The sequence below is a fragment of the Stenotrophomonas sp. STEN029 genome (genome assembly GCF_056760015.1).
Genome location: NZ_JBRREC010000081.1, coordinates 1 through 24,171 on the forward strand (window position 1 = coordinate 1; position 24,171 = coordinate 24,171).

The 24,171-nt window shown below is 64.5% G+C and carries 23 protein-coding genes and 3 tRNA genes; 14 read left to right on the forward strand and 12 right to left on the reverse strand.

What is annotated here, in order from left to right; all coding sequences use genetic code 11:
- Positions 1-151: 151 nt before the first annotated feature.
- Complete coding sequence (locus ACVOLI_RS16020; RefSeq protein WP_481615176.1) at positions 152-1,123, reverse strand: RluA family pseudouridine synthase; 972 nt, start codon at positions 1,121-1,123, stop codon at positions 152-154.
- 410 nt (positions 1,124-1,533) lie between these two features.
- On the opposite strand from ACVOLI_RS16020, the gene rne reads away from it, so the two are divergent.
- Positions 1,534-4,761, forward strand: a complete 3,228-nt coding sequence (rne, locus tag ACVOLI_RS16025) for a ribonuclease E (RefSeq protein WP_481615177.1) — start codon at positions 1,534-1,536, stop codon at positions 4,759-4,761.
- Positions 4,762-5,233: 472 nt separating this feature from the next.
- Here rne and ACVOLI_RS16030 read toward each other — a convergent pair whose 3' ends face one another.
- The 3 genes from ACVOLI_RS16030 to ispG all read right to left on the reverse strand — a co-directional run bounded on the left by ACVOLI_RS16030 (position 5,234) and on the right by ispG (position 8,133).
- Complete coding sequence (locus ACVOLI_RS16030; RefSeq protein WP_481615178.1) at positions 5,234-5,881, reverse strand: response regulator; 648 nt, start codon at positions 5,879-5,881, stop codon at positions 5,234-5,236.
- A gap of 316 nt (positions 5,882-6,197) precedes the next feature.
- The gene (locus ACVOLI_RS16035; protein ID WP_296251953.1) at positions 6,198-6,887 is read right to left on the reverse strand and encodes a phosphatase PAP2 family protein; all 690 of its coding nucleotides are present in this window, start codon (positions 6,885-6,887) and stop codon (positions 6,198-6,200) included.
- Positions 6,868-8,133, reverse strand: a complete 1,266-nt coding sequence (ispG, locus tag ACVOLI_RS16040; RefSeq protein WP_296251972.1) for a flavodoxin-dependent (E)-4-hydroxy-3-methylbut-2-enyl-diphosphate synthase — start codon at positions 8,131-8,133, stop codon at positions 6,868-6,870. Before ispG ends, ACVOLI_RS16035 begins: the two co-directional genes overlap by 20 nt.
- An 82-nt stretch (positions 8,134-8,215) precedes the next feature.
- Here ispG and ACVOLI_RS16045 point away from each other — a divergent pair, with 82 nt between their 5' ends.
- Positions 8,216-9,442, forward strand: a complete 1,227-nt coding sequence (locus tag ACVOLI_RS16045) for an ATP-binding protein (RefSeq protein WP_481615179.1) — start codon at positions 8,216-8,218, stop codon at positions 9,440-9,442.
- On the forward strand, positions 9,439-10,005 hold the full coding sequence (locus ACVOLI_RS16050) for a response regulator transcription factor (RefSeq protein ID WP_481615180.1): 567 nt from the start codon (positions 9,439-9,441) through the stop codon (positions 10,003-10,005). Before ACVOLI_RS16045 ends, ACVOLI_RS16050 begins: the two co-directional genes overlap by 4 nt.
- Before the next feature lie 163 nt (positions 10,006-10,168).
- Here ACVOLI_RS16050 and pgi read toward each other — a convergent pair whose 3' ends face one another.
- The 6 genes from pgi to pcnB form a co-directional block, all read right to left on the reverse strand.
- Positions 10,169-11,680 (reverse strand): glucose-6-phosphate isomerase, encoded by a 1,512-nt coding sequence (pgi, locus tag ACVOLI_RS16055; RefSeq protein WP_481615181.1) that lies wholly within the window; start codon positions 11,678-11,680, stop codon positions 10,169-10,171.
- Positions 11,677-12,057: an aspartate 1-decarboxylase gene (gene panD / locus ACVOLI_RS16060; RefSeq protein ID WP_282268181.1), complete on the reverse strand. Its 381-nt coding sequence runs from the start codon at positions 12,055-12,057 to the stop codon at positions 11,677-11,679. The genes pgi and panD overlap by 4 nt, the downstream gene beginning before the upstream one ends.
- A 180-nt stretch (positions 12,058-12,237) precedes the next feature.
- Positions 12,238-13,080, reverse strand: coding sequence for a pantoate--beta-alanine ligase (panC, locus tag ACVOLI_RS16065; protein ID WP_481615182.1), 843 nt, complete (start codon positions 13,078-13,080; stop codon positions 12,238-12,240).
- The gene (panB, locus tag ACVOLI_RS16070; RefSeq protein ID WP_481615183.1) at positions 13,077-13,892 is read right to left on the reverse strand and encodes a 3-methyl-2-oxobutanoate hydroxymethyltransferase; all 816 of its coding nucleotides are present in this window, start codon (positions 13,890-13,892) and stop codon (positions 13,077-13,079) included. The genes panC and panB overlap by 4 nt, the downstream gene beginning before the upstream one ends.
- Before the next feature lie 31 nt (positions 13,893-13,923).
- Complete coding sequence (folK, locus tag ACVOLI_RS16075; RefSeq protein ID WP_481615184.1) at positions 13,924-14,412, reverse strand: 2-amino-4-hydroxy-6-hydroxymethyldihydropteridine diphosphokinase; 489 nt, start codon at positions 14,410-14,412, stop codon at positions 13,924-13,926.
- A 6-nt stretch (positions 14,413-14,418) separates the two neighbouring features.
- Positions 14,419-15,801: a polynucleotide adenylyltransferase PcnB gene (gene pcnB / locus ACVOLI_RS16080; RefSeq protein WP_481615185.1), complete on the reverse strand. Its 1,383-nt coding sequence runs from the start codon at positions 15,799-15,801 to the stop codon at positions 14,419-14,421.
- Positions 15,802-15,842: 41 nt separating this feature from the next.
- On the opposite strand from pcnB, the gene ACVOLI_RS16085 reads away from it, so the two are divergent.
- Both ACVOLI_RS16085 and fdxA read left to right on the forward strand, forming a co-directional pair.
- Positions 15,843-15,917: transfer RNA gene (locus ACVOLI_RS16085), tRNA-Glu, on the forward strand.
- A 181-nt stretch (positions 15,918-16,098) separates the two neighbouring features.
- A complete protein-coding gene (gene fdxA, locus ACVOLI_RS16090) occupies positions 16,099-16,422 on the forward strand; it encodes a ferredoxin FdxA (protein ID WP_481509654.1) in 324 nt (107 codons plus the stop codon).
- An 84-nt stretch (positions 16,423-16,506) separates the two neighbouring features.
- Here fdxA and ACVOLI_RS16095 read toward each other — a convergent pair whose 3' ends face one another.
- On the reverse strand, positions 16,507-17,022 hold the full coding sequence (locus ACVOLI_RS16095) for a hypothetical protein (protein WP_481615186.1): 516 nt from the start codon (positions 17,020-17,022) through the stop codon (positions 16,507-16,509).
- 32 nt (positions 17,023-17,054) lie between these two features.
- Positions 17,055-17,948, reverse strand: coding sequence for a 4-hydroxy-tetrahydrodipicolinate synthase (gene dapA, locus ACVOLI_RS16100; protein ID WP_481615187.1), 894 nt, complete (start codon positions 17,946-17,948; stop codon positions 17,055-17,057).
- Between the two features lie 95 nt (positions 17,949-18,043).
- Between dapA and ACVOLI_RS16105 the strand changes: the two genes are divergently transcribed.
- The 9 genes from ACVOLI_RS16105 (at position 18,044) to ACVOLI_RS16145 (ending at position 23,864) form a co-directional block, all read left to right on the forward strand.
- Positions 18,044-18,670 carry a glycine cleavage system transcriptional repressor gene (locus ACVOLI_RS16105; protein ID WP_481509109.1) on the forward strand — a complete coding sequence of 209 codons (627 nt, stop codon included), beginning with the start codon at positions 18,044-18,046 and terminating at the stop codon, positions 18,668-18,670.
- A 77-nt stretch (positions 18,671-18,747) separates the two neighbouring features.
- Positions 18,748-19,227 (forward strand): peroxiredoxin, encoded by a 480-nt coding sequence (locus ACVOLI_RS16110; protein ID WP_481615188.1) that lies wholly within the window; start codon positions 18,748-18,750, stop codon positions 19,225-19,227.
- Positions 19,228-19,309: 82 nt separating this feature from the next.
- Positions 19,310-20,710 (forward strand): PhoH family protein, encoded by a 1,401-nt coding sequence (locus ACVOLI_RS16115; protein ID WP_296249199.1) that lies wholly within the window; start codon positions 19,310-19,312, stop codon positions 20,708-20,710.
- Between the two features lie 5 nt (positions 20,711-20,715).
- The gene (locus ACVOLI_RS16120) at positions 20,716-21,207 is read left to right on the forward strand and encodes a hypothetical protein (RefSeq protein WP_296249282.1); all 492 of its coding nucleotides are present in this window, start codon (positions 20,716-20,718) and stop codon (positions 21,205-21,207) included.
- 12 nt (positions 21,208-21,219) lie between these two features.
- Positions 21,220-21,891 carry a YoaK family protein gene (locus ACVOLI_RS16125; RefSeq protein WP_481615189.1) on the forward strand — a complete coding sequence of 224 codons (672 nt, stop codon included), beginning with the start codon at positions 21,220-21,222 and terminating at the stop codon, positions 21,889-21,891.
- Positions 21,892-21,925: 34 nt separating this feature from the next.
- Positions 21,926-22,735, forward strand: coding sequence for a bifunctional hydroxymethylpyrimidine kinase/phosphomethylpyrimidine kinase (gene thiD, locus ACVOLI_RS16130; RefSeq protein ID WP_481615190.1), 810 nt, complete (start codon positions 21,926-21,928; stop codon positions 22,733-22,735).
- Complete coding sequence (locus ACVOLI_RS16135; protein ID WP_481615191.1) at positions 22,732-23,592, forward strand: alpha/beta hydrolase family protein; 861 nt, start codon at positions 22,732-22,734, stop codon at positions 23,590-23,592. Before thiD ends, ACVOLI_RS16135 begins: the two co-directional genes overlap by 4 nt.
- Before the next feature lie 65 nt (positions 23,593-23,657).
- Positions 23,658-23,734 (forward strand) — tRNA-Arg (locus ACVOLI_RS16140).
- Positions 23,735-23,787: 53 nt separating this feature from the next.
- A tRNA-Arg gene (locus ACVOLI_RS16145) sits at positions 23,788-23,864 on the forward strand.
- Positions 23,865-24,171 lie beyond the last annotated feature (307 nt).

Here is a 24,171-nt window from a genome sequence, read left to right on the forward strand (position 1 = left end):
CGGCCCCCCCGGCCAGCCCGGCTTGGCTCAACCCCCCACAATGTCGGCGGGGGCAGTGCCGTTTGGCTCGGCGGCTTACGCCGCTCCTACAGACACCTGCCAGACCATTGGGAACCGCCGCACTGGCGGTCCCCAACCCGACTCCAAGGCCTCAAAGCCTGTTCATCGCCTCGACCAGATCCGGCGGCAGCGGCGCATTCAATACATAAGGTGTCTTGCCGCCGTCCAGCGCAAACTCCAGCGAGGCCGCGTGCAGGAACAGCCGTTTCAGGCCGATCTGCTCACGAAAGCGCTTGTTGACTGCAGGATCGCCGTACTTGTCGTCACCAGCCACCGGATGACCGATGTGCTGGGCATGCACACGGATCTGGTGGGTGCGGCCGGTCTCGATCCGGACTTCGCAATAGGACTGCCCGCCGCGACGCTCCAACACCTTGAAATGACTCAGCGAGGGCTTGCCGATCGCATTCACCTGGACATGGCGCTCGCCACCCTGGCGAAGGCCGACATGCAGCGGTGCGTCCACGCTCATCACGCCATCTGGCATGCGCCCGGCCAGCAAGGTCAGGTAACGCTTCTGGATGCCGCCGTGGTCTTCACGCAGCAAGGCCTGCAGCTCGACCAGGGCCGAACGCTTCTTGGCCAGGATCAGCAGGCCGGAAGTGTCCCGGTCCAACCGATGTACCAGTTCCAGGTTCATGTTCGGTCGTAGCGCGCGCATGGTCTCGATCGCACCGTGACTGATACCGCTGCCACCGTGACTGGCCACCCCGGTCGGCTTGTTGATCACCAGCAGCTTGGCGTCCTCGAAGACAATGGCCTCTTCCATACGCTGCAGGAAGCTGCTCGGCGGCGGCGCCTTGTCTCCCAGTTCATTGAGATTAACCGGCGGAATGCGCACCTCTTCACCGCCGTCCAGCTTACGGTCGGCCTTGGCACGGCCGCCGTTCACACGGACCTGGCCACTGCGGACCAATTTATAGACCAGGCTGCGCGGCGCGCCCTTCAGCTGACCCAACAAAAAGTTGTCCAGCCGCTGTCCTGCCCTGTCTTCGGGCACTTTGATCATGCGCACGCTGCTCTTGGCGGCAGGCTGTGCTTGGGGCTTGTCGGAATCAGTCATCGGCCTATTTATTCTGCTACACTCGGGGGGCGATATAAGGGTTTGATTTCGTTGGAAGTTGGTCAGGGCCAGAAGCCCCGCTCCCTACGGATCCGGCACAGTGCGCGGCCACCGCCCCCGGGGCGGCCATGTTAGCGGCTCGTCGGCGTTCCCGGCCATCGCCGGATGCCAAAAAGCATCCGAGCTGGATGAAACCCATGTCCCGCGCGACGCCATCGGCCACGGCCGCGGGCGGCCGCCGGCCCTGAAACACCTAAAACAAGAAAGAAGCGCTCCCGCGGCCTGCCGTGGTGTCGTAGCGCTGGAAACCCAAGCCGCCCTGCCCGCGCCTGCGCGAATGGGCGGCGAACCGTGTCCAGAGGCGAAACCCCATGGCGTTCCGCGCGGTAGCAGCGCGCGAGGAACGCACAATGAAGCGAATGCTGATCAATGCCACGCAGGCTGAAGAACTGCGCGTGGCCATCGTCGACGGGCAAAACCTGTACGACATCGACATCGAACAGCCGTCGAAGGAACAGAAGAAGTCCAACATCTACAAGGGCCGCATCACGCGCCTGGAGCCGTCGCTCGAGGCTGCCTTTGTCGAGTACGGCGGTGACCGCCACGGCTTCCTGCCGCTGAAGGAAATCTCCCGCGATTACTTCCAGGCCGGCGTGGACCACCACAAGGCCAGCATCAAGGAACTCCTGCGCGAAGGCCAGGAAATCGTCGTGCAGGTCGACAAGGAAGAGCGTGGCAACAAGGGCGCCGCCCTGACCACCTTCATCTCCCTGGCCGGCCGTTACATGGTGCTGATGCCCAACTCCCCCTCTGCCGGCGGCGTGTCCCGTCGCATCGAGGGCGAAGACCGCGCCGCACTGAAGGAAGCGCTGGACAAGCTGAACATCCCCGACGACATGGGGGTGATCATCCGCACCGCCGGCGTCGGCCGCGATGCCGAAGAGCTGCAGTGGGACCTGGACTACCTGTTGCAGGTCTGGCGCTCGATCGCCGAGGCAGCACTGACCAAGCCGGCCCCGTTCCTGATCTACCAGGAATCGCGCCTGATCGTGCGCGCCCTGCGCGACTACCTGCGCTCGGACGTCGGTGAGATCCTGGTCGACACCGAGGAACTGTACGAGACCGCACGCGACTTCATGCAGCAGGTGATGCCGCAGACCCTGCGCAAGCTCAAGCATTACAAAGACGACATCCCGCTGTTCAACCGCTTCCAGATCGAATCGCAGATCGAGGCGATCTACGAGCGCAACGTGCGCCTGCCGTCCGGCGGCTCGATCGTGGTTGACCAGACCGAAGCGCTGACCGCGGTCGACGTGAACTCGGCCCGCTCGACCAAGGGTAGCGACATCGAAGACACCGCCTTCCAGACCAACCTGGAAGCGGCCGAAGAAGTCGCCCGCCAGCTGCGCCTGCGCGACCTGGGCGGCCTGGTGGTCATCGATTTCATCGACATGTCCTCCAGCAAGCACCAGCGCGAAGTCGAAAACCGCCTGCAGAATGCGCTGAAGTACGACCGTGCCCGCGTCCAGCTGGGCCGCATCTCGCGCTTCGGCCTGATGGAAATGAGCCGCCAGCGCCTGCGTCCGAGCCTGGGTGAGTCCAGCCAGATCGTCTGCCCGCGTTGTGACGGCCAGGGCCGCATGCGCAGCATCGAGTCGCTGTCGCTGTCCATCATCCGCGTTGCCGAAGAGCACGCGATGAAGGAGAACACCGGACAGGTGCTGGTCCAGGCCCCGGTCGAAATCGCCAACTACCTGCTCAACGAGAAGCGCAGCGCCCTGCGTGAAATCGAGCAGCGCCATGACGCCCCCATCGTCATCGTTGCCGACGAGCAGCTGCACACCCCGCATTACGAAGTCACGCGTCTGCGCGACAACGAGCTGGGCGAAGAGTCGAGCAAGCCCAGCTACCAGCGTGGCACCCCGCGCAAGCTGCCGGTGCACGCACTGACCAAGGCACAGTTGAACATCCCGGCGCCGGCCGTGACCCACGTCAAGCACAGCCAGCCTGCGCCGATCCGTGAAGTCGTCGAGGCCGCTCCGGCCCCGGCACCGGTTGCCGCACCTGTCGCGCCCGCCGCTGGCGGCGTGATGGGCTGGCTGAAGCGCGTATTCGGTGGCGAGCCGGCTCCGGCCGCACAGCCGGCCCAGCCGCAGCGCCAGGACAACGGCCGCAACAACCGCAACGAGCGCGGCAACCAGCGTCGTGATGGCCGTAACGGCCAGCAGGGTCGCGGTGGCAACGGCAATGCCAATGCGGGCGGCAACGCCAACGGCAATCGTCGTGACGAGCAGCGCCGCGAAGACCGCCGCCAGAACGCTGACAAGCCGCAGCAACAGGGCCAGCAGCAGGCGCAGAACAACACCCAGCAGCCCAAGCAGCGCAATGAACAGCAGCGCGGTGATCAGGCCCAGCAGCAGCCCAAGCAGCAGCGCAACAACGAGCAGCAGCAGGCCAAACAGCCCAAGCAGCCGAAGCAGCCCAAGCCGCAGCAGGACACCGACAAGCAGGTCCAGCAACAGAACGCGCAGGCTGAGAAGCCCGCACGCCAGCAGCAGCCACAGCAGGAAGCCGCTCGCGCAGCTGCACCGGCCGTCGCAGCACCGGTCGTTGCCGCAGCAGCAATTGTGGCCAACGATGCCGTTGCCAACACCGATGCCGTGGTGAAGGAAAACACCATTGCTGCCGAGATCGCCAAGCCGGCGGTCGTCTCCGAGGAGCAGCCGGCAGCGGCTGTGGTCGTCGACGAGAACGGCAACCCGGTTGCAGCAACCGAAGACGGTGCCGGCGAAGCCGGTGGTCGTCGTCGTCGCGGTCGCCGCGGCGGTCGTCGTCGCCGTCGTGGCAACGGTGAAGGTGCCGCCGGCGGTGAAAGCCTGGGCAGTGATGAGGATGCTCTGGACGCCTTTGATGACGCCGATGGCGAAGTCAATGAAGCGTCGGCCAAACCCGCCAGCAGCCAGCCCGAGTTCGAGTTCGATGACGAGCCCGCAACCCCGGCCGCACCAGTGTCCGCTCCGGTAGCAGCAGCCAAGCCGGTTGCTGCGGCGCCCGCGCAGGCTGCCGCAGCTGTTGTTGCCGCAGCACCTGCCGCTACTGTCGAAGTAGCTGCGTCGGCACCGGCTGCTGAAGCCGTTGTCGCAGCAAGCGCACCCGCCCCGGTCGCACCCGTCGAAGTAGCGGCTGCCGCCGAGCCGGTGGTCGTCAAGGCCGAGCAGGCGATCAGCACTCCGGTGGAAACCGCCGCTGAAGCAGTCGTCGCCGCACCGGTGGTCGCCAGCGTGGAAGCGCCTGTGGCTGCCCCGGCAGTTGTCAGCGCACCGGCAGAAGTCGCCGCTGCGCCGGTCGCCGCTGCTGAACCAGTCAACGCCGCACCAGCTCCGGTCAGCATCCCGCAGCCGGAACCGGCCGCGGTGGTGGTTGCACAGCCTGCAGCACCGGAAAACGGGCAGCTGTTCGCCCAGGCCCCGGCTGTTGAAGAAACGGCTGAAAAGCCGGCCGTTGAAACTGCAGCACCAGCCGCCGCAGCCGCACCGACGCCTGTCGTTGTCGTTCCTGCCGTAGACGCGGAAAGCCTCGCAGTCGAAGCGAATGCCGAGGCCGAGAAGCAGGAAGACGATCAGCCGCGCAGCGTCTGATCCGAACAAGCAGCTTGAAAGCAGAAAGCGGCCTCAGGGCCGCTTTCTGCATTTCTGGGCCACGCATCACAGCGGCGAAGGTTCCCCTTATAGAAGCGGCGTGAGCCGCGAAACAAGAAGATCATCAGATGGCATAGGCCTTTGGTGCTTCAGCAACGACAGCTTCGCGGCTTACGCCGCTCCTACAACACCAAGGTCGGCATCTGTTTTTTTTGTAGGAGCGGCGTGAGCCGCGAAGCACATAGATCATCAGGCGGCATAAGGCTTGGGGACTTCAGTAGTGCCAGCTTCGCGGCTCACACTGCTCCCACAAACAGACGATCGCCAAGCCATTGCCTGCAAGGTCGAGTCGCATGTGACCATTGTGCGCTCAAACAAAAGGAGCACAGCGTTGTCGCTGTGCTCCTTTTGATTCGACTGTAGTTGACGGGCGCTGCCCTGCAGAACGGCGACTGCGAGAAACCCACCAGGCTCAAATCGCCTTGGTGGGATCACCAACGCCATACTGCGCGGCGAGTCTGGCCAGGGCGATGTTGTCCTGCACCCCCAGCTTCTGGAACAAACGCGCCTTGTGGGTGTTCACGGTCTTGGCGCTGAGGCTCAGGCGACGGGCGATCTCTTCCTGACGGTGGCCCTGGATCAACAGCAAGGCCACTTCCAACTCGCGCGGCGAGAGCAGGTCGAACGGCGATTCGCCGCCTTCCAGATTGGACAGCGCCGGATTCTGCGCAATGCTGGTGGCCAGGTAACGCTTGCCGATGGCAACGTCATGCACAGCACGAATCAGATCTTTCGAATCCCCGCCCTTGCCCACATAACCGGAAGCACCTGCTTCCAGCAAACGCTTGGGCATCGGCCCATCTTCCAGCACGGAGACGATGATGACCTTGGTGCCGTGATCGCCCTTGACGATGCGCTCGGTGATCTCCAGCCCACTGAGGCCCGGCAGATGCAGGTCACACAGGACCACGTCCGGCTTCAGCCGGCGGATCAGCGGCAGCGCGACGTCACCGCTATCCGCTTCACCGACGACTTCTATATCGGTTTGCCCCGAAAGAATCATCCGAATGCCCGTGCGCACTAGCGCGTGGTCATCGATAAGAAAAACGCTGATGGTCATGAAGGATTCCTCGCGGCGAGGTGACAGTTGAGGCCTTGGGCGCGGCAAAATCCGAGCATGCGAGGCGACGGCCCTCCCCCGTCCCTCATGGCAAGGCCATGTGTATTATCAAGCAGAAGTGGCCCAACTGGGCTCTATCGGACACCCGCTCGCAGGAAATGTATCTGTAGTTTTGAGCATCAGGATGATGCGGTTTATGTGCCTGCGGCTGGCGAGCTCACTATGCCGTCGCAGCCAATACTGTATCCATCAGGTCAATTCGTCCAATGACTTAGGACTTCCCTTACCTTTTGGACACTACCAATTGCAGTGCACGTCAGGGCGCTGGCAAGGACCAGCGTCGACGGAACATCACCATGTACACGCCTGTTACCCAGATCGTTGCGGCACACCAGCCGCCAAGGATGTCCGAGGGGTAATGCACCCCCAGGTAGACCCGTGACAGGCCAACCGAGACGACAAAACCGCTGACCAGCGCCACCACCGGCCAACGCCAGCGCGTGCGCCAGGTCAGAAACACGAGGGTCAGGGCCAACGTCATCGAGCCCATCGCGTGCCCACTGGGGAAACTGAACGTGCTTTCCGGCGCAATCGATTCCCACAGGCTCGGACGCTCGCGCTGGAATATCTGCTTGCTCCCCAGGTTCAACAGCGCCGAGCCAATGAATGCCGTCGCTGCGAACGCAGCCTTGCGCCAGCGCCGCCAGAGCAGCAACACCGCCACAATCACGATATCCAAGGGGATGACGCCCCACTGATAGCCAAGCTTGGACATCAGCACGAAGAAGCCGTTCAGGCCAGGCGAGGCGATGGCATGCATGCGCAGCAGCAGGGCTGCGTCGAAGTGGAAGGCCTCGGCTTCGTGGATCTCATCGGCCAGGGCCACGAAGCCCGCCAGCGGCAGCAGCACGCCAATGAACAACACCACCAGCCGCCACGCATTGTGGGCGAGCCAGCGGCGCAGGCCGGCAGCTTCGCTCCGGGAATCAACCGGAGCTTCGGGCATACCGGGTCTCGACATAGTCATCGATCAGCGCGACGAACTCATGGGCGATGTTCTCACCACGCAGGGTGATCTTCTTTTCGCCGTCGACGAACACCGGCGCAGCCGGGGTTTCGCCGGTACCCGGCAGCGAAATGCCGATGTTGGCGTGACGCGACTCGCCGGGGCCATTGACGATGCAGCCCATCACCGCAAGCGTCATGTTCTCCGCACCGGGATGGCTGACACGCCACACCGGCATCTTTTCACGCACATGGTTCTGCACCACCTTGGCCAGCTCCTGGAAAAACTCGGAGGTGGTACGGCCGCAGCCCGGGCAGGCGGTGACCAGCGGCGTGAAAGCGCGCTGACCGGTGGTCTGCAGCAACTCCTGGGCAACGATGACTTCCTGCGTGCGCGACTGGCCCGGCTCGGGCGTCAACGAGATGCGGATGGTGTCGCCGATACCTTCCTGCATCAGCACCGCCAGCGCCGCCGACGAAGCGACGATGCCCTTGCTGCCGATGCCAGCCTCGGTCAGGCCCAGGTGCAGGGCAAAGTCCGAACGCTGCGCCAGATCACGGTACACGGCGATGAGTTCCTGCACGCCACTGACCTTGGCCGACAGCACGATGCGATCACGCGGCAGGCCCAGTTCAACCGCAGTCTCGGCCGAATCCAGCGCCGAGCGGATCAAGGCCTCGCGCAGCACGCGACCGGCGTCCCAAGGTTGCGCACGCTGGCTGTTCTCGTCCATCAGTTTGGCGGCAAGCGCCTGGTCCAACGAGCCCCAGTTGGCGCCGATGCGCACCGGCTTGTTGTACTTGATGGCGAATTCGATCAGCTGCGCGAACTGGGTGTCCTTCTTCTTGCCGAAGCCGACGTTACCCGGATTGATGCGGTACTTGGCCAGTGCCTCGGCGCAGGCCGGTTCGCCGGTCAGCAGTTGATGACCGTTGTAATGGAAGTCGCCGATCAGCGGCACATCGATGCCCATCATCGCCAGCTTCTCGACGATGCGCGGAATGGCCGCGGCCGATTCGGGATTGTTGACGGTCAGTCTCACCATCTCCGAACCCGCGCGCCAGAGTTCGGCCACCTGCTTGACGCTGGCAGCCACATCGGCGGTATCGGTATTGGTCATCGACTGCACGACCACGGGATTGCCTCCGCCCACCTTGACGCCGCCGATGGCGACGGACTGGGTGATGCGGCGGGGCCACGCGGTAGCGTCGGTGGGCGGTGTTGGGCGGGTCACGGCGTCATGCATGGCCCATTTTAGCGCGCCAGCCACCCGTGCGGCATGAACCTTGGATTGCATGGCAGCCACCGCGACAGCATACGATTGCAGCATGGGAACCCGAGATACCTCTTTTCTACGCACCTTGTGCAGCCTGCGCTGGCTGGCCACTGCCGGTCAGGCAGCCACCATCCTTGTAGCCACCTGGCTGCTGGGGCTGGAACTGCCGCAGGAGCCGTTGTGGGCCGGCGTCGCCGTGCTGGCCTTGTTCAACCTGTACGTGCAGCTGCGCGTGCATGACACCGACCCGGCACCGGTTACCGCCTTCGGCCATATCCTGGTCGACGTCACGGTGCTGACCTGGATGGTGGGTTGGAGCGGCGGCATCGCCAACCCGTTCGGCTCGCTGTTCCTGATCCTGATCGCGCTGGCCGCGCTTGCCCTGCCGCTACGCTGGACCCATGCCGTCGCCGCTGCCTGCGTGGCCGGCTACGCGCTGAGCGCCGTGTTCGGGCTGCCGTTGAAGGGCGGCTACTTCGACACGATGAGCCTGCACCTGTGGGGCGCGGCGGCCAACTTCCTGCTGTCCAGCGTGGTGGTGCTGGTGTTCTCGACCCGCCTGGCGGCTGCGCTGCGCGAGCGTGAGAACCAGCTGGCGATGCTGCGCGAACGCTTCGTCCGCAATGAAGGCATTGTTGCCCTGGCCACACATGCCGCCTCTGTCGCACATGAACTCAACACGCCATTGGCGACCATGACCCTGCTTACCGACGACATCGTCGAGCAGGGCGCCGCCACCCCGGAAATGCGCGATGACCTGGAGACCCTGCGCGAGCTGCTGGTGCAGTGCCGGGAAAAGGTGCTGGCGCTGGCCGCCCCCGCCCAAGGCGCAGGCAGCCGCGCACCGGTATCCATCGCCAGCGTGCTGGAGCAATGGCGACTGGTGCGCCCGACCATCCAGTTGCGACGCAACCCCGATGCGCCACTGCAGCTGAAGCTGGACCCCGGCATCGGTCATCTGCTGCAGGTATTGCTGAACAATGCCGCAGACGCGGGCGAGCATGCAGGTCGTGCACAGATCGACCTGGATATCCGCATCCATGAGGGCCAGCTTTACGGCGAGGTCCGCGATTACGGGCCCGGCTTCAACGCCAATGACGCTGCCCTGCCCGGCACCTTGTTCAACAGCGGCAAAAGCAATGGCATGGGTGTCGGCCTGGCACTGTCGCATGCCACCATTGAGCGTCTGCACGGCGAACTGTGGATGCGCCCGGCCGAAGGCCAGGGTGCACGCGTCGGCTTTCGCCTGCCGTTGAACAACATCGAGGTAAGTCCATGAATGCTGCTGCCACCCACGGCCTGCTGGTCGATGACGACCCGCTCTACCTGCGCACCCTGCAGCGCACCCTGGCCCGTCGTGGCATCGAAGCCATCACCGCCACCGACATCTCCAGCGCCCTGCAGCTGGCCACGCAGACACCGCCAGCATTCGCGCTGATCGACCTGAAGCTGGGCAGCGAGTCCGGCTTGAATCTGATCCAGCCGCTGCGCGAGTTGCGCCAAGACATGCGCATCCTGCTGGTTACCGGCTATGCCTCCATCGCCACCGCGGTGGAAGCGATCAAGCTGGGCGCGGATGATTACCTGCCAAAGCCGGCGACGGTGCAGATGATCCTGCGCGCGCTTGGCGAGGAGGACGAGGCCGGCGAGGAGCCGGAGGATATTGAACCGCCGGATGCGATGACGCCGATCAGCCGCCTGCAGTGGGAGCACATCCAGCAGGCGCTGCATGAGACGGGCGGCAATGTGTCCGCAGCGGCGCGCTTACTTGGCATGCATCGTCGCTCACTGCAGCGCAAGCTGACCAAGCGACCAAGCCCGGAGCGGGACCCGAACCGCTGACCCTGCTTCCTGTAGTGCCGAGCCATGCTCGGCAGGGGCCTTCACCCGTAGCGCGAAGGGCTTACCCCTCCCCAACCCTCCCCTTGCCTACGGCAAAGGGAGGGGGCAAAGCAAAAGCCGCGCATCTCTGCGCGGCTTTCTTGTTGCAAACAACAGTCTGTTATCAGCGCAAGCGCGCCAACAGCTCCCGGGTCATCGGGTCGGCGATTTCCACCACCTCGCCCTGCAACGCCGGCAACAACTGGCTGGCCAGCTGCTTGCCCAGTTCAACACCAAACTGGTCGAAGGCATTGATGTCCCAGACCAGCGATTGCACGTACACCGCATGTTCGTACATGGCGATCAGCGCGCCCAGCGACTGCGGAGTCAGTGCATCCAGCAGGATCATCGTGCTCGGGCGACCGCCCGGATACTGGCGGTGCGGGTCTTCGCTGTCCTGACCGTTGGCCAGCGCTTCGGTCTGCGCCAGCAGGTTGGCCAGCAAGGCCTGATGGTTGATTTCATAGGGATCGTCATTGTGCACGCAGCCGATGAAATCGGCCGGCACGATGCTGGTGCCCTGGTGCAGCGCCTGGAAGAAGCTGTGCTGCACGTCGGTACCTGCGCCACCCCACCACACGGACACGGTGTCGCCATCGACCGGGCTGCCGTCGCGTTTGACCCGCTTGCCCAGGCTCTCCATCACCAGCTGCTGCAGGTAGGCCGGCAACAAAGCCATGCGCTGGTCATAGGTCATCACCGCATGCGTGGCATAACCCAGCACATTGCGATTCCAGATATCGGTCAGCGCATGCAGCACCGGCAGGTTGCTTGCCAACGGCGCACTGGCCGCGTGCGCATCCATCTGCGCCGCGCCTTCCAGCAACTGCCCGAAGCGTTCGAAACCGATTGCCAGGGCAATCGGGAAGCCCACCGCTGACCACAGCGAGTAACGACCGCCCACCCAGTCCCACATCGGCAGCACGCGCTCGGCGGCAATGTCGAAGGCCTTGGCGGCGCGCTCGGGGTTGGCACTGACGGCGTACAGACGCTCGCTGCCGCCCAGCCAGTCGCAGAGGATGCGGCCGTTGAGCAGGGTTTCCTGGGTACCGAAGGTCTTGGAGATCAGGATGCCGGCGGTGGTCGCCGGGTCCAGCGTCGCCAGGGTGCGCTGCATTGCCGCGCCGTCGACATTGGAAACGAAATGCACGCGGAAACGCGCGCCAGACGCCGGACGCAGCGCGTCGGCAACCAGGCGCGGGCCCAGATCCGAACCGCCGATGCCGACACTGACGATATCGGTAACGTTGCTGGCTTCCAGCGCCTTGATCAAGCCGCCCATCTGCGCCTGCACCGCCACCGCTTCAGCGCGCGCAGCCACTGCAACCGGCGCATCGCTGGCGTCGCCGCGCAGCGCGCTGTGCAGCACCGCGCGATCTTCAGTGTGGTTGATCTTCTGGCCAGCGAACAGGCGCTGGAAACCGCCGGCGACATCGCGCGCGGCGGCCAGTTCCAACAAGGCATCCAAGGCCGCGCGGTCGTATTTCTGCCGCGCGAAGTTCACATACAACGGACCGACTTTCAGCGCCAGGCGCTGCACCCGGTCAGGCTCTGCAGCCATCAGCGAGGGAATGCCGGTGCCCTGCAGACGCTGGGCGTGGGCGTGCAATACGTCGAATCCGTTGTTGGTGATCATGCGGCCTGTGTGGGGATGCTGTCGTTGGTGTGGGAAATGCGGTTGTCGCCGTCAACGTAGACCAGCTTGGGCTTGAACGTGCTGGCTTCTTCTTCGCTCATGCCGGCGAAGGCGGCGATGATGATGATGTCGCCCACCTGCACGTGGCGCGCTGCGCCGCCGTTGAGTGAGATCACGCCGCTGCCGGCTTCCGCGCGCAGGGCGTAGGTGGTGAAACGGGCACCGTTGGTCACGTCCCAGATGTGCACCTGTTCGAACTCGCGGATGCCGGTGGCCTGCAGCAGGTTGTCGTCGATCGCGATGGAGCCTTCGTAGTTCAGCTCCGAATGGGTGACGGTGGCGCGGTGAATCTTGGTCTTGAGCAGGGAGAGTTGCATGACAATGCCGAAACTGCGTGAGAAAGGGCGCAGTCTAGCACCGGCGCGCGCCCTTGCCCGCACCGCAACATGACCTTTCCCATGGCGTTTGCCCGGATACAGCAATGGCGCCACAAGGGCGCCATTGGCTGTCATTCAGGAGTCTACCGGCGGACAGCTCAAGTCCGCCGGGTGCCCTGTTCAGAACTCGATATTGTCGATCAGGCGGGTCGTGCCCAGCTTGGCCGCCACCAGCGCCACGCGAGCACCTTCATGGCTGGCACCCGGCTCGCTCAGGTCGGGCATGCGAACCACCGCGTAATCCACCAGGTAGCCGGCAGCCTGAAGCTGTGCTGCGGCCTGCTGCTCCACCACGGCACGCTCGGCGCCGCCCAGGTAGGCATCGCGCGCGGCCAGCAGCACCTTGCGGATCACCGTGGCCTGCGGCCGGACATCGGGCGTCAGGTACTGGTTGCGCGAGCTCATCGCCAGGCCATCGGCCTCGCGCACGATCTCGCCACCGACGATCTGGATCGGGAACGCCAGGTCCACCACCATCTGCTGGATCACCGCCAGCTGCTGGTAGTCCTTGCGCCCGAATGCCGCCACATCCGGCTGCACCTGGTTGAACAGGCGGCTGACCACCGTGCACACGCCGTCGAAGTGGCCCGGACGATGCGCACCTTCCAGCAGCGAGCTCACGCCCGGCACATGGACCTTGGCAGCCAGGTCCACGCCAAACGGGTACATGGACTCGACCGTGGGCAGCCAGAGCACGTCACAGCCAGCCTGCTCCAGGCCACTGGTGTCGGCCTCGGGCGTGCGCGGGTAGCGGGTGAAATCCTCGTTCGGGCCGAACTGGGTCGGGTTGACGAAGACGCTGGAGACCACCCGGTCAGCGTGCTCACGCGCCAGCTTCACCAACGAGTAGTGGCCAGCGTGCAGATTGCCCATGGTCGGCACCAGCGCAACGCGCAGGCCCTCGCGCTTCCAGCCGCTGACAATGGCACGCAGCCGGGAAAGTTCGGTAACGGTTTCGATCATGATGCGTAAGCGTGTTCTGCGTCGGGGAAGATGCCAGCGCGCACGGCGTCGGCATAGGCACGGACCGCACCGGCCACCGAGCCGCCTTCGGCAAGGAAATCCTTGACGAACTTGGGACGCCGGTGACCACTGTCCAGGCCAAGGAAATCATGCAGCACCAGCACCTGTCCGTCGCAATCCGGACCGGCACCAATACCGATGGTGGGAATCGTGATTTCGGCGGTGACGCGGCCAGCAATCGGGGTCGGCACACACTCAAGCACCAGCAGGCTGGCACCGGCCTCGGCCACGGCCTTGGCATCGTCCAGCAACTGCCTGGCAGCATCGCCACGGCCCTGCACGCGGTAACCGCCCAGGCGCAGAACCGACTGCGGGGTCAGGCCCAGGTGCGAACAGACCGGGATTTCGCGCTCGACCAGATGACGGATAATGTCCAGCTTGAAGCCAGCACCTTCGATCTTGACCATCTCCGCGCCGGCCTGCAGCAGCTTGAGCGAGGCATCCAGCGCGCGCTCGGCGGTGGCATCGGCGCCAAACGGCAGATCCGAGACCAGCAGCGCGCGCTCCAGCACGCCAGCTACCGCACGGGTGTGATAGACCATGTCGTCAACCGTGACCGGCAGCGTCGAATCATGCCCCTGCACCACCATGCCCAGCGAATCACCGATCAGGATCAGGTCCACGCCGTTGGCGTCGAAGGCACGGGCAAAGCCGGCGTCGTAAGCGGTCAACATGACCAGCTTCTGGCCATTGCGCTTGGCCTCGGCCAATGCTGGGACGGTCCAGGGCTTGCTATCTGCGTGTGTGCTCATGTGGTCATAACGGTGGCGTATGAGCCGACCATTATCCCCCTATCGGGTCGATACCGCAGGTATTGATGCCTACCAATACGTCCCGCACTGTTCCATGGCCCGGAATCAGGGCATCTGGCGCCACCTCGGCCAAGGGCAGCAAGGCGAAGCCGCGCTGGTGCAGGAAGGGATGCGGCACCTGCAGCTGCGGCAGGTCGATCACCTGCTCGCCGTATAGCAGCAGGTCCAGGTCCAGCAGCCGCGGCCCCCAATGCTGGCCCGGCTCGCGCACTCGCCCGAACTGCTGCTCGATCGCCAGCAGCTGCTCCAGCAGCTGCGGCGCCGGCAGATCGGTCTGCAGCGCAACGGCGGCATTGATGAAATCCGGCTGCGCCTCGTTGCCCCAGGCCGGTGTGCGATACAGGCGCGAGCTGGCCAGCAGCTGCACACCCGGCAGCTGCGCCAGCACATCGATCGCCGAACGCAGGGTGGCAGGCGCGTCCCCAAGGTTCGCGCCCAGCCCGATACACGCTACAACCATTGCTGCTTACTCGCCGGCGGTCGCGCTGCCACCGCCGCTACGGCGACGACGGCGACGACGACGCGGCGCCGTGCCCTCCTCCGCCTCGCCATCGGTATGCACTGAATCCAGCCCGGCACCCGCTGCGTGCCCGGCCTCGGCCTGGGCCTCGCGCCAGAACGCGATGTCTTCCTGGTGCTCGCTGGAAGCAGCCTGACGCAGGGCCAGGAAATCAAACGCAGCGCGGAAGCGCGGATGGCTCAAGGTGCGCAGCACGCGCTTGCGCTGACGGGTACTGAAACGCGACTGCAGCAGCCAGATTTCCTGCATCGGCAGCGAGAAGCGGCGCGGCAGGGCAATCGTGCTCAGCTGATGCAGGGTCACCCGGTCGGCGGCACGGCGTTGCGCCTCTTCTGGCGCCAGACCCTGCTTCTGCAGGCCGATCAGCGCGCGGCAGAAGGCAGGCCACAGCAGCAGCGCGAACAGGAAGGCCGGCGACACCGGCTCCTCGTTGGCGACCCGTTCGTCGGTATTGCGCAGGCCTTCGATCAAGATGCGGCGCAAGGCGCCAGTGCGGTTGCTCTTCAGCGCCGCAGCGCTTTCCGGGAACAGCACGGCCAGCAGGCCGTAGCGCTCCAGGCCTTCAAAGCTGGCCACGCCATGCCCGGACAGGAACAGCTTGAGCACTTCTTCGAACAGACGGGCCGGCGCGGCCTCGCCCAGCAATGACGCCAGGCGCGGAATCGGCTCGGCGGTAGCTGCTTCGATCTCGAAGTTGAGCTTGGCCGCCAGCCGCACCGCGCGCAGCATGCGCACCGGGTCTTCACGGTAGCGCTGCTCCGGATCGCCGATCAGCTTCATCCGGCGCTCCAGCACATCTTCAAAGCCGCCGGTGTAGTCACGCACCGAGAAATCCTCGATGGCGTAATACAGCGCGTTGCAGGTGAAGTCGCGGCGGACCGCATCGTCCTCGATGGTGCCGTAGACGTTGTCACGGACCAGCATGCCGTTCTCGACCTCGCGGTCGCCGCTGCCGTCATCGCTGTTAGCGCGGAACGTGGCTACTTCGATGATCTCGCGGCCGAACACCACATGCGCAAGGCGGAAGCGGCGGCCGATCAGGCGGCAATTGCGGAACAGCTGCTTGACCTGCTCCGGGGTGGCATCGGTGGCCACGTCGAAATCCTTGGGGCGTCCACCTACCAGCAGGTCGCGCACCGCGCCACCAACAAGATAGGCGCCGAAGCCGGATTCGCGCAGACGGTAGAGCACCCGCAGCGCATTGGGACTGATATCCCGGCGCGAGATGGTGTGCTGGTCGCGCGGGATCACGCGGACGGTGAACGGCGTTGTAACTATGGAATTGATGTTGGCGCTTCCAGTTGGGTTTACGGGATTGCCGAGCGGCAACCAGATGCATATACTAACGCGCTCGCCAGACGCGACCAAACGCTCCCTTCGTCTAGTGGTTAGGACGTGGCCCTCTCAAGGCTAAAACAGGGGTTCGAGTCCCCTAGGGAGCGCCAACTCCGTCTGCGAATGCAAAAGCCCCGCCCTGCGGGGTTTTTTGCTTTTTACACCTGCCAGCGCCCCAGGGCATTGGCTCCGGCACGTTTCCTTGCGCCTGCAGCCCTGGCCAATGAGAATGCCCCCGCCCAGCCCCTGCATCCTGATCTAGAATTGCAGGGTTCAAAGCCGGACCCCACCATGCCTTTTGTCGTTACCGAAAACTGCATCAAGTGCAAACACACCGATTGCGTCGAAGTCTGCCCCGTGGATTGCTTCCACGAAGGCCCCAACTTCCTCGTGATCGACCCTGATGAATGCATCGACTGCACGCTGTGCGAGCCCGAATGCCCGGTCAACGCGATCTTCCCGGAAGATGACGTGCCCGCCGGCCAGGAAGGTTTTGTCGCGCTCAACGCCGAGCTGGCCAAGGCCTGGCCGGTGCTGACCATCCGCAAGGACCCGCCGGCCGATGCGGCCGAATGGGACGGCAAGCCAGACAAGCTGAAGCTGCTGGAACGCTGAGCCGCCGCATAGCCAGCCCAACAGCCAGCCAATGAAAAGGGCGCCCGCTTACGCAGGCGCCCTTTTTTATTGCCCCGCCAGCGATCAACCGACCAGCTTGGCCTTCAGCGTTGCGATCAGCTTGGTTGCAGCGGCGTCAGTGGCCGGCATGCCGCGCGGATCGACCGCCGACACATAGGCGCCAGCGTCGGTTGCGACCACGCGCACCAGGAAGTTGCTGCCTTCGTAGGCGACATCGTAGGAGCCCAGCAGCTGCGCACGGCTGGCGATGGTCAGGCCTTCGACGCCGGCAAGCGCGTCGCCGACCTTGCCGAACACGTCGTCACGGCTGCCGCTGACGGTAAAACCGCTCTGCGACGAGGCCACGGTAGCGGCCGAAGCAGCCGCCGGCTTGGCCGCCGACGCCAGTGCCGGGATCGGCGCCGAGCCGGAGGTGTTGGGCAGGTTCAGATCCGGCGGCACTTCCAGCGGGCGTGCTTCCGGTGCCAACGCGTAGTCGCCGCGCGCACCGCGCTTGAAGAAGCAGCCAGAGGTGGCGACGGCGGTGACCACGCCCAGCAGCACCAGCGAGAACACGCGAACGGTAGAGGTTTGACGCATGGGTGAATCTCCAGAGTTCAAAGGCCGCCGGATCAGCGGCTGGATAGTTCTTCCAACGCACCCACGTCAGCGGCCAGATGATCGGCATGTGCGTGGTATTGCGCGGAAAGCGGGAGCAGCGGCAAGCGCAGCCCATCACCGATGCCGATGCGCTGCAGCAGCGCCTTGACCGGAATGGGGTTGGACTCGACACCGCAGAAATCGTGGTACGGCTCAAGGCGGGCATCCCAGGCCTCGGCCGCCTCGTGCTGACCGGCGCGGGCCAGGTCACACAGGGTGCGGTACGCACCCGGCAGCACGTTGGAGCCGACCGAGATCAGGCCATCGGCGCCGGACAACATGGAACGGGCTGCCGAGCCGTCATCGCCACTGAGGATGGCGAAGCTGTCGCTGCGCAGCTCCAGCAGGGCCTTCAGGCGGGTGGTATCGCCCACCGCCTCCTTGATGCCGATGATGTTCGGATGCGTGGCCAGTTCGGCGACGGTCTCCGGCAGCAGGTCGCAGCCAGTGCGCCCGGGCACGTTGTACAACAACACCGGCAGGCCACCGTGCTCGGCCACGGCCAGGTAATGCTGACGCAGGCCTTCCTGGGTGGGCCGCACATAGGGCGGTGTAACCACCAGCGCATGGGTCGCGCCATTGGCGGCCGCGCGTTTGGTCAGAGCAATCGTCCTGGCGGTGCCGGACAGGCCGGTCCCGGCCAGCACCGGCACCTTGCCGCCAAAGGCGGCAACGGCGCTGCGCAGCAGGCCATCGTATTCATCGTCGGACAGGGTGGAGGCTTCGCCGGTGGAGCCAGCTACCACCACACCCTGGACGCCGCCCTTGAGCTGCTGCGCCAGCAGGCGCTGCCAGCCGTCGGGATCGAGTGCGCCGTCAGCCTTGAAAGGCGTCGCCAGCGCGGTGATGAGACCAGATATGGACAAAGGGTCAGTCGCTCTTCGTGGGGGTAAAGAAGCCCGCCGAGCGGCGGGTTCGTGACCGAAGGCATGTTACTTGCCGGTCGAAAGCACGGGCAAGTATGCTGGACACCAGCGAACAACCCCCAAACGGTGTTGTTCAGACTTATCTAGCACCCGGAACCACCTTGACCGACACCACGCCGCGGCCGCTGCCGACCGAAAACCACCTCCTGATCAACGCCTATACGACGCATCCGGAGTCCCCCCTGCTGTCCGTCACCCGTCGAATTGCCGACAGCGGCTGCAACCTGGTCGATGCCCGCCTGTCCACGGTAGGCCGCGATGTCTCGGTGACCACCCTGGCCACCGGTTCCTGGGATGCCGTCGCCAAGCTCGAAGCCATGCTGACCCGGCTAGAGCGCGAAGAGAACCTGAAGCTGGTCTGGTACCGCACCGCCGCCAAGCAGGCGCAGTCCAACCTGCTGCCGTACATCGTGGAAGTCGTTGCCGCCGACAAGCCAGGCATCCTGTTCCAGTTGGCCGATTTCTTCGACCGCCAGGGCATCACCATCGAGAACCTGCAGAGCACCCGTTACCAGGCCATGCAGACCGGCGCGGAAATGTTCTCTGCGCAGATCACCATTGGCGTACCCTCCAACATGCACATCGCCGCCTTGCGCGACGATTTCCTCGAGTTCTGCGACCACCTCAACCTGGACGCGATCATGGACCCGATGAAGTTCTGAAATTCGCGCGCCCATCACAGGCGCGCAGCGTTTCATGTAATTGCAATCGAACTACCCCAGGCTCCGGAAAGGATCTGATGAACATCGGCGATACCCTGGACCGAAACACCCTAGCCCTGCCACTGGCCCTGTCCGGCGGCACCACCAGCAGCCTCGGCGAACTCGCCGGCCAGTGGCTGGTGTTGTACTTCTACCCGAAGGACAGCACCCCCGGCTGCACCACCGAAGGCCTGGACTTCAATGCCCTGCTTCCCAGGTTCAAGCGCGCCGGTGCACAGGTGTTCGGCATCTCCCGCGACTCCGTGAAGTCGCACGACAACTTCTGCGCCAAGCAGGGTTTCAAGTTCCCACTGATCAGTGACGCCGACGAAGCGCTATGCAGCGCCTTTGACGTGATCAAGATGAAGAACATGTACGGCAAGCAGGTGCGAGGCATCGAACGCAGCACCTTCCTGATCTCTCCTGACAGCCAGCTCGTGCAGGAATGGCGCAAGGTCAAAGTCGCCGGCCATGCCGATGCCGTGCTTGAAGCACTGAAGGCCGCTCAAACCAAGTGACCCACATCCCGTTCCAACCCACGTCATCGCCCTGCCCTGCAGGTGCGATGGCGTGACCCTGTCCCGCCACCAGGAATAGACGATGACCCGAGGCAAGCGCATCTACGTACTGGATACCAACGTGCTGATGCACGATCCGACCGCGCTGTTCAAATTCGAGGAACATGATGTCTACCTGCCCATGCAGGTGATCGAGGAGCTGGACAACGGCAAGAAGGGCACCACCGAAGCGAGCCGCAATGCCCGCCAGGTGAGCCGCTTCCTCAATGAGCTGATCGAAGAAGCCGGCATCGGCAGCGTGCAGAACGGCGTGCCGCTGGCACGCCCCAAGGGCCTGCAGCTGCGCGGCGCGCAGAGTGCCGGCAACCTCTACTTCCAGACCAGCCACTTCGAGGCCGGCAAGAGCTTTGGCAAGGTGATCCCGGACAACGCCATCCTCGGCGCGATCCTGGCATTGAAGGAAGAGCACCCGGAAACACCGGTGGTGTTCATCTCCAAGGACATCAACCTGCGGATCAAGGCCGCCATCGCCGGCATCGATTCGGAGGACTACGAGAACGATCGCGCGCTGGACGACTTCAGCCTGCTCTACACCGGCGCCACCGTGCTGCCGGAGGACTTCTGGAAGAAGCACAGCGAAAGCCTGCGCAGCTGGAGCGACAAGGGCCGCACCAGCTACGAGATCCAGGCCGCCGACGACGAGGACTGGCATCCCAACCAGTACGCTTACCTGGCCGGCGATGACGAAGTGGAGCTCAAGGTCAGCAAGGTCGAGGGCGATGGCCGCATCACCTTGTCCGTGGTCAACGACTTCCGCCACGGCTCGCATTCGGTGTGGGGCATCACCGCGCGCAACCGCGAGCAGAACTTTGCCCTCAATGCGCTGATGGACCCGGAAATCGACTTTGTCACCCTGCTCGGCACCGCCGGCACCGGCAAGACCCTGCTCGCCCTGGCCGCCGGCCTGGCGCAGACCATGGACACGCAGCGTTACCGCGAGATCATCATGACCCGCGCCACCGTCAGCGTCGGCGAGGACATCGGCTTCCTGCCCGGCACCGAAGAAGAAAAGATGACGCCGTGGATGGGCGCGCTCACCGACAACCTGGAAGTACTCACCCACAACCAGGACGGCGGCGCCTGGGGCCGTGCCGCCACCAATGACCTGCTGGCCAGCCGCATCAAGATCCGCTCGATGAACTTCATGCGCGGGCGCACCTTCCTGTCGCGCTACCTGATCCTGGACGAGGCACAGAACCTCACCCCGAAGCAGATGAAGACCCTGATCACCCGCGCCGGCCCCGGCACCAAGATCGTCTGCCTGGGCAACGTCGAGCAGATCGACACGCCCTACCTCACCGAAACCACCTCCGGCCTTACCTATGCGGTGGACCGTTTCAAGAATTGGCCGCACAGTGCACACATCACACTGCGCCGGGGCGAACGCTCGCGTCTGGCCGATTACGCTTCGGAGGTTCTGTGAAACATCTGCACACGCTGTCCCTGCTGGCTGCGGCAACACTCACGCTGGCAGCCTGCACGCCGTCGAACACGCGTCCCGGCAGCGTGCCGACGGCGGTCAAGACCGGACAGTCCTGGGTCGTCACCCGCCCCGTGGTCGCCGCGCAGGTGCTGGACACCTGCTCGCGCGACAGCCCCGCCAAACATGCCGGTGAAGTCACCGGCTATTGGGCACCCAGCCGCGCCGATATCGACGCACTGGAGAGCCGGCTGGCACAACTGCAGCCCAGCATTGCCGAGCCGGCCCTGTCCGGCCGGCAGTACGTGGGCTTCGAGTCCAGCGGCAAGCGCCTGATCTACATCAACGCCTTTACCCTGCCCGACCACAGCGACATCAACCCGGCCCGCGAGGCGATCCGTGTCTGCGATGGCGGCGCGCAGTTCTGGGGCGCGGTGTACGACCCACAAGCCGGCACGTTCTCCAGCATCGAACGCAACGGCGCGCTGTCCAAGCCCTGATCCGGCGTCGGCATGAAGGTTCGCCTGCCCACCTGGGTCTGGATTGGCGCCATCGTGCTGTCCTGCGTGGCCGGCATCGTCAACGTTGTCGGTTTCCTGGGGTTTGAACACCAGGCCGTCAGCCACCTCACCGGCAGCACCAGCCAGCTCGGCATCGCCCTTGCGCATGCCGACTGGCGCTCGGTCGGGCACCTGTGGGGGCTGTTGATCGCCTTTGCCCTTGGGGCAGTGCTCAGCGGCCTGATCATCCAGGACAGCACCCTTCAGCTCGGCCGCCGTTACGGCATCGCACTGGCGCTGGAATCGGCCTTGTTGCTGCTGGCCATCCCGCTGTTCAAACAGCAGCAGATCTGGGGCGCACTGGCTGCCGCCATGGCCTGCGGGCTGCAGAACGCGATGGTCACCACCTTCAGTGGCGCCGTCGTTCGCACCACCCACCTGAGTGGCATGTTCACCGACCTGGGCATCGGCCTGGGCCACCTGCTGCGCGGCCTGCCGGTGCCGATGCACCGACTGACCCTGAGCGGCCTGATCATCAGCGGCTTCCTGGCGGGCGGCATCCTCGGCGCCTGGCTGTTCGCGCGCTGGCAGTACGACGCGCTGCTAGTCCCCGCTGTACTGACCGGACTCACCGGCCTTGGCTACGTGCTGTACCGACAATGGGTAACGCGCCGCCACGCCTGAGGCAGGCGACGGGCAAACCCTGCACAATCGACGCATGAGTCCTTCCACGCCCGTTTCCGCCCTCACCATCGCCGGCTCCGACTCCGGCGGCGGTGCCGGCATCCAAGCCGACCTCAAGGCCTTTGCCGCCCACCGCGTGCACGGCCTGTCGGCGATCGCCGCCCTCACTGCACAGCACACCCGCGGCGTAACCGCCGTGCACGTGCCACCACTGCCGTTCCTGCAGGCGCAACTGGACGCCTGCTTCGACGATTTCGACATCCATGCGGTCAAGCTGGGCATGCTCGCCAACGCCGACGTGATCCACCTGGTTGCTGATGTATTGGAGCAGCGATGCCCCACCCATATCGTGCTCGATCCGGTGATGGTCGCCACCAGCGGCGCCAAACTGCTTGAGGACAGCGCCCTGCGCGCGATGCGCGAACGCCTGCTGCCGTTGGCTACGCTGCTGACACCCAACACACCCGAAGCAGAACTCCTGCTCGGGCGCAGCATCGGCAATGGCGACGAAGCCGAGGATGCGGCTGCCGCGCTGATCGAGATGGGCGCTGGCGCAGTACTGCTCAAAGGCGGCCATCTACTGGAAGGCAACCGCGTCGTTGATCGTTACTTCGACGGCGTCAGTCGCGAAGAATTCAGCCACATCCGACTGCCAGTGGATGCGCATGGCACCGGTTGCACGCTGGCTTCGGCGATTGCTGCGCAGCTGTGCTGCGGACTGTCGCTGGCCAATGCCTGCGAAGCGGCGATCGACTATGTCGCACGCGGCCTGCAGGGCGGCTATCACCCGGGCCGCAGCGAAGTGATGGTGCTGGATCATTTTGGCGCGGCACCTTCGGCATGAGTACGAACTCCCCGCATTTCAAGACAATGGCGGTTCCAGTCAACTGCACCGATGGCCACAGCTTCGAACTGCTGACCTACCTGCCCGCTCAGCCCCGCGCCTGCCTGTTGTGGCTGCCGGCGCTGGGCGTGGCTGCGCGCCATTACCAACTTTTCGCCGAGGCCCTCGCCGTCCACGGCATTGCGGTCTTCCTGCACGAATGGCGCGGCAACGGCAGCAGCACTCTGCGCCCGGACCGCAGCCACGACTGGGGATACAAGGAACTGCTGCAGATCGACCTGCCAGCAGCCGAAGCGGCCGTGCATGAAATGCTACCCAGATTGCCGTTCCGGCTTGGCGGCCACAGCCTTGGCGGTCAGCTCAGCTGTTGCTATGCCGGCCTGCGCGATGCCGAGCTCGATGCATTGTGGCTGGTCGCCAGCGGCACGCCATGGTGGCGCAGCTTTCCGCCACCGCGCGGCTGGCTGTTGCCGCTGGCCTATCGTTTCCTGCCATGGCTTGCACAACGCAATGGCACCCTGCCCGGCCGACGCGTCGGTTTCGGCGGTACTGAAGCGCGTGGACTGATACGCGACTGGGCGCGCGTGGGCCTGAGCAATCATTACGCCGCACAAGGAATGCCAATCGACCTTGAAGCCGGCATGCGTCGCATCAGTGCACCGACGCGCGCCGTGGTACTGGACAGTGATTGGCTGGCGCCGGTCAGTTCGATGCAGCAGCTGCTGGCCAAACTTCCAGCGTCGGCACGCAGCCTGAAAGTACTGTCATCACGCGACCTGGATGCCCGCGCCGACCACTTTCACTGGATGAAATCACCACAGAACGTGGCTTCGGCACTGATTCATCCCGAAGATTAAGAAATTTTCACAAAAGCGTTGACGCAAACGTCTCAAATCCGCATAATCTCGCTCCTGGCAACGACGCGCTCGTAGCTCAGTTGGATAGAGTACCTGGCTACGAACCAGGTGGTCGGGAGTTCGAATCTCTCCGAGCGCACCATGTCAGAACGCAGATTCAATCTGCACCGCTTCAAACTACAACAGCAATGTTGAGCGCTCGTAGCTCAGTTGGATAGAGTACCTGGCTACGAACCAGGTGGTCGGGAGTTCGAATCTCTCCGAGCGCACCAATACCAAAAACAGCAGGCATTGCCTGCTGTTTTTTTATGCGTGTTTTTCAACGGCAATCCAAACAGCCAGCATGTAGTGCCGAGCCACGCTCGGCAAAAGCCTTACCGAGAACGCCCCAGCCGAGCATGGCTCGACTCTACAGCGGCACTCCACCACACCCTATTCGCCCTTCAGCACGCACCAGCGACACGCAGGAGCACGAGCACTGTAGTGCCGAGCCATGCTCGGCAGAGGCTTTCCCAGCAAGCAGGCCCCGCCCTACACACCTCCAGAGGCGCATCAGCACCTGCAGGAGCGGCGCAAGCC

Coding starts and splice junctions, on each gene's coding strand:
- ACVOLI_RS16020 (WP_481615176.1), bottom strand. CDS start 1,123: ATGACTGATTCCGACAAGCCCCAAGCACAGCCTGCCGCCAAGAGCAGC.
- rne (WP_481615177.1), top strand. CDS start 1,534: ATGAAGCGAATGCTGATCAATGCCACGCAGGCTGAAGAACTGCGCGTG.
- ACVOLI_RS16030 (WP_481615178.1), bottom strand. CDS start 5,881: ATGACCATCAGCGTTTTTCTTATCGATGACCACGCGCTAGTGCGCACG.
- ACVOLI_RS16035 (WP_296251953.1), bottom strand. CDS start 6,887: ATGCCCGAAGCTCCGGTTGATTCCCGGAGCGAAGCTGCCGGCCTGCGC.
- ispG (WP_296251972.1), bottom strand. CDS start 8,133: ATGCATGACGCCGTGACCCGCCCAACACCGCCCACCGACGCTACCGCG.
- ACVOLI_RS16045 (WP_481615179.1), top strand. CDS start 8,216: ATGGGAACCCGAGATACCTCTTTTCTACGCACCTTGTGCAGCCTGCGC.
- ACVOLI_RS16050 (WP_481615180.1), top strand. CDS start 9,439: ATGAATGCTGCTGCCACCCACGGCCTGCTGGTCGATGACGACCCGCTC.
- pgi (WP_481615181.1), bottom strand. CDS start 11,680: ATGATCACCAACAACGGATTCGACGTATTGCACGCCCACGCCCAGCGT.
- panD (WP_282268181.1), bottom strand. CDS start 12,057: ATGCAACTCTCCCTGCTCAAGACCAAGATTCACCGCGCCACCGTCACC.
- panC (WP_481615182.1), bottom strand. CDS start 13,080: ATGATCGAAACCGTTACCGAACTTTCCCGGCTGCGTGCCATTGTCAGC.
- panB (WP_481615183.1), bottom strand. CDS start 13,892: ATGAGCACACACGCAGATAGCAAGCCCTGGACCGTCCCAGCATTGGCC.
- folK (WP_481615184.1), bottom strand. CDS start 14,412: ATGGTTGTAGCGTGTATCGGGCTGGGCGCGAACCTTGGGGACGCGCCT.
- fdxA (WP_481509654.1), top strand. CDS start 16,099: ATGCCTTTTGTCGTTACCGAAAACTGCATCAAGTGCAAACACACCGAT.
- ACVOLI_RS16095 (WP_481615186.1), bottom strand. CDS start 17,022: ATGCGTCAAACCTCTACCGTTCGCGTGTTCTCGCTGGTGCTGCTGGGC.
- ACVOLI_RS16105 (WP_481509109.1), top strand. CDS start 18,044: ATGCTGGACACCAGCGAACAACCCCCAAACGGTGTTGTTCAGACTTAT.
- ACVOLI_RS16110 (WP_481615188.1), top strand. CDS start 18,748: ATGAACATCGGCGATACCCTGGACCGAAACACCCTAGCCCTGCCACTG.
- ACVOLI_RS16115 (WP_296249199.1), top strand. CDS start 19,310: ATGACCCGAGGCAAGCGCATCTACGTACTGGATACCAACGTGCTGATG.
- ACVOLI_RS16125 (WP_481615189.1), top strand. CDS start 21,220: ATGAAGGTTCGCCTGCCCACCTGGGTCTGGATTGGCGCCATCGTGCTG.
- thiD (WP_481615190.1), top strand. CDS start 21,926: ATGAGTCCTTCCACGCCCGTTTCCGCCCTCACCATCGCCGGCTCCGAC.
- ACVOLI_RS16135 (WP_481615191.1), top strand. CDS start 22,732: ATGAGTACGAACTCCCCGCATTTCAAGACAATGGCGGTTCCAGTCAAC.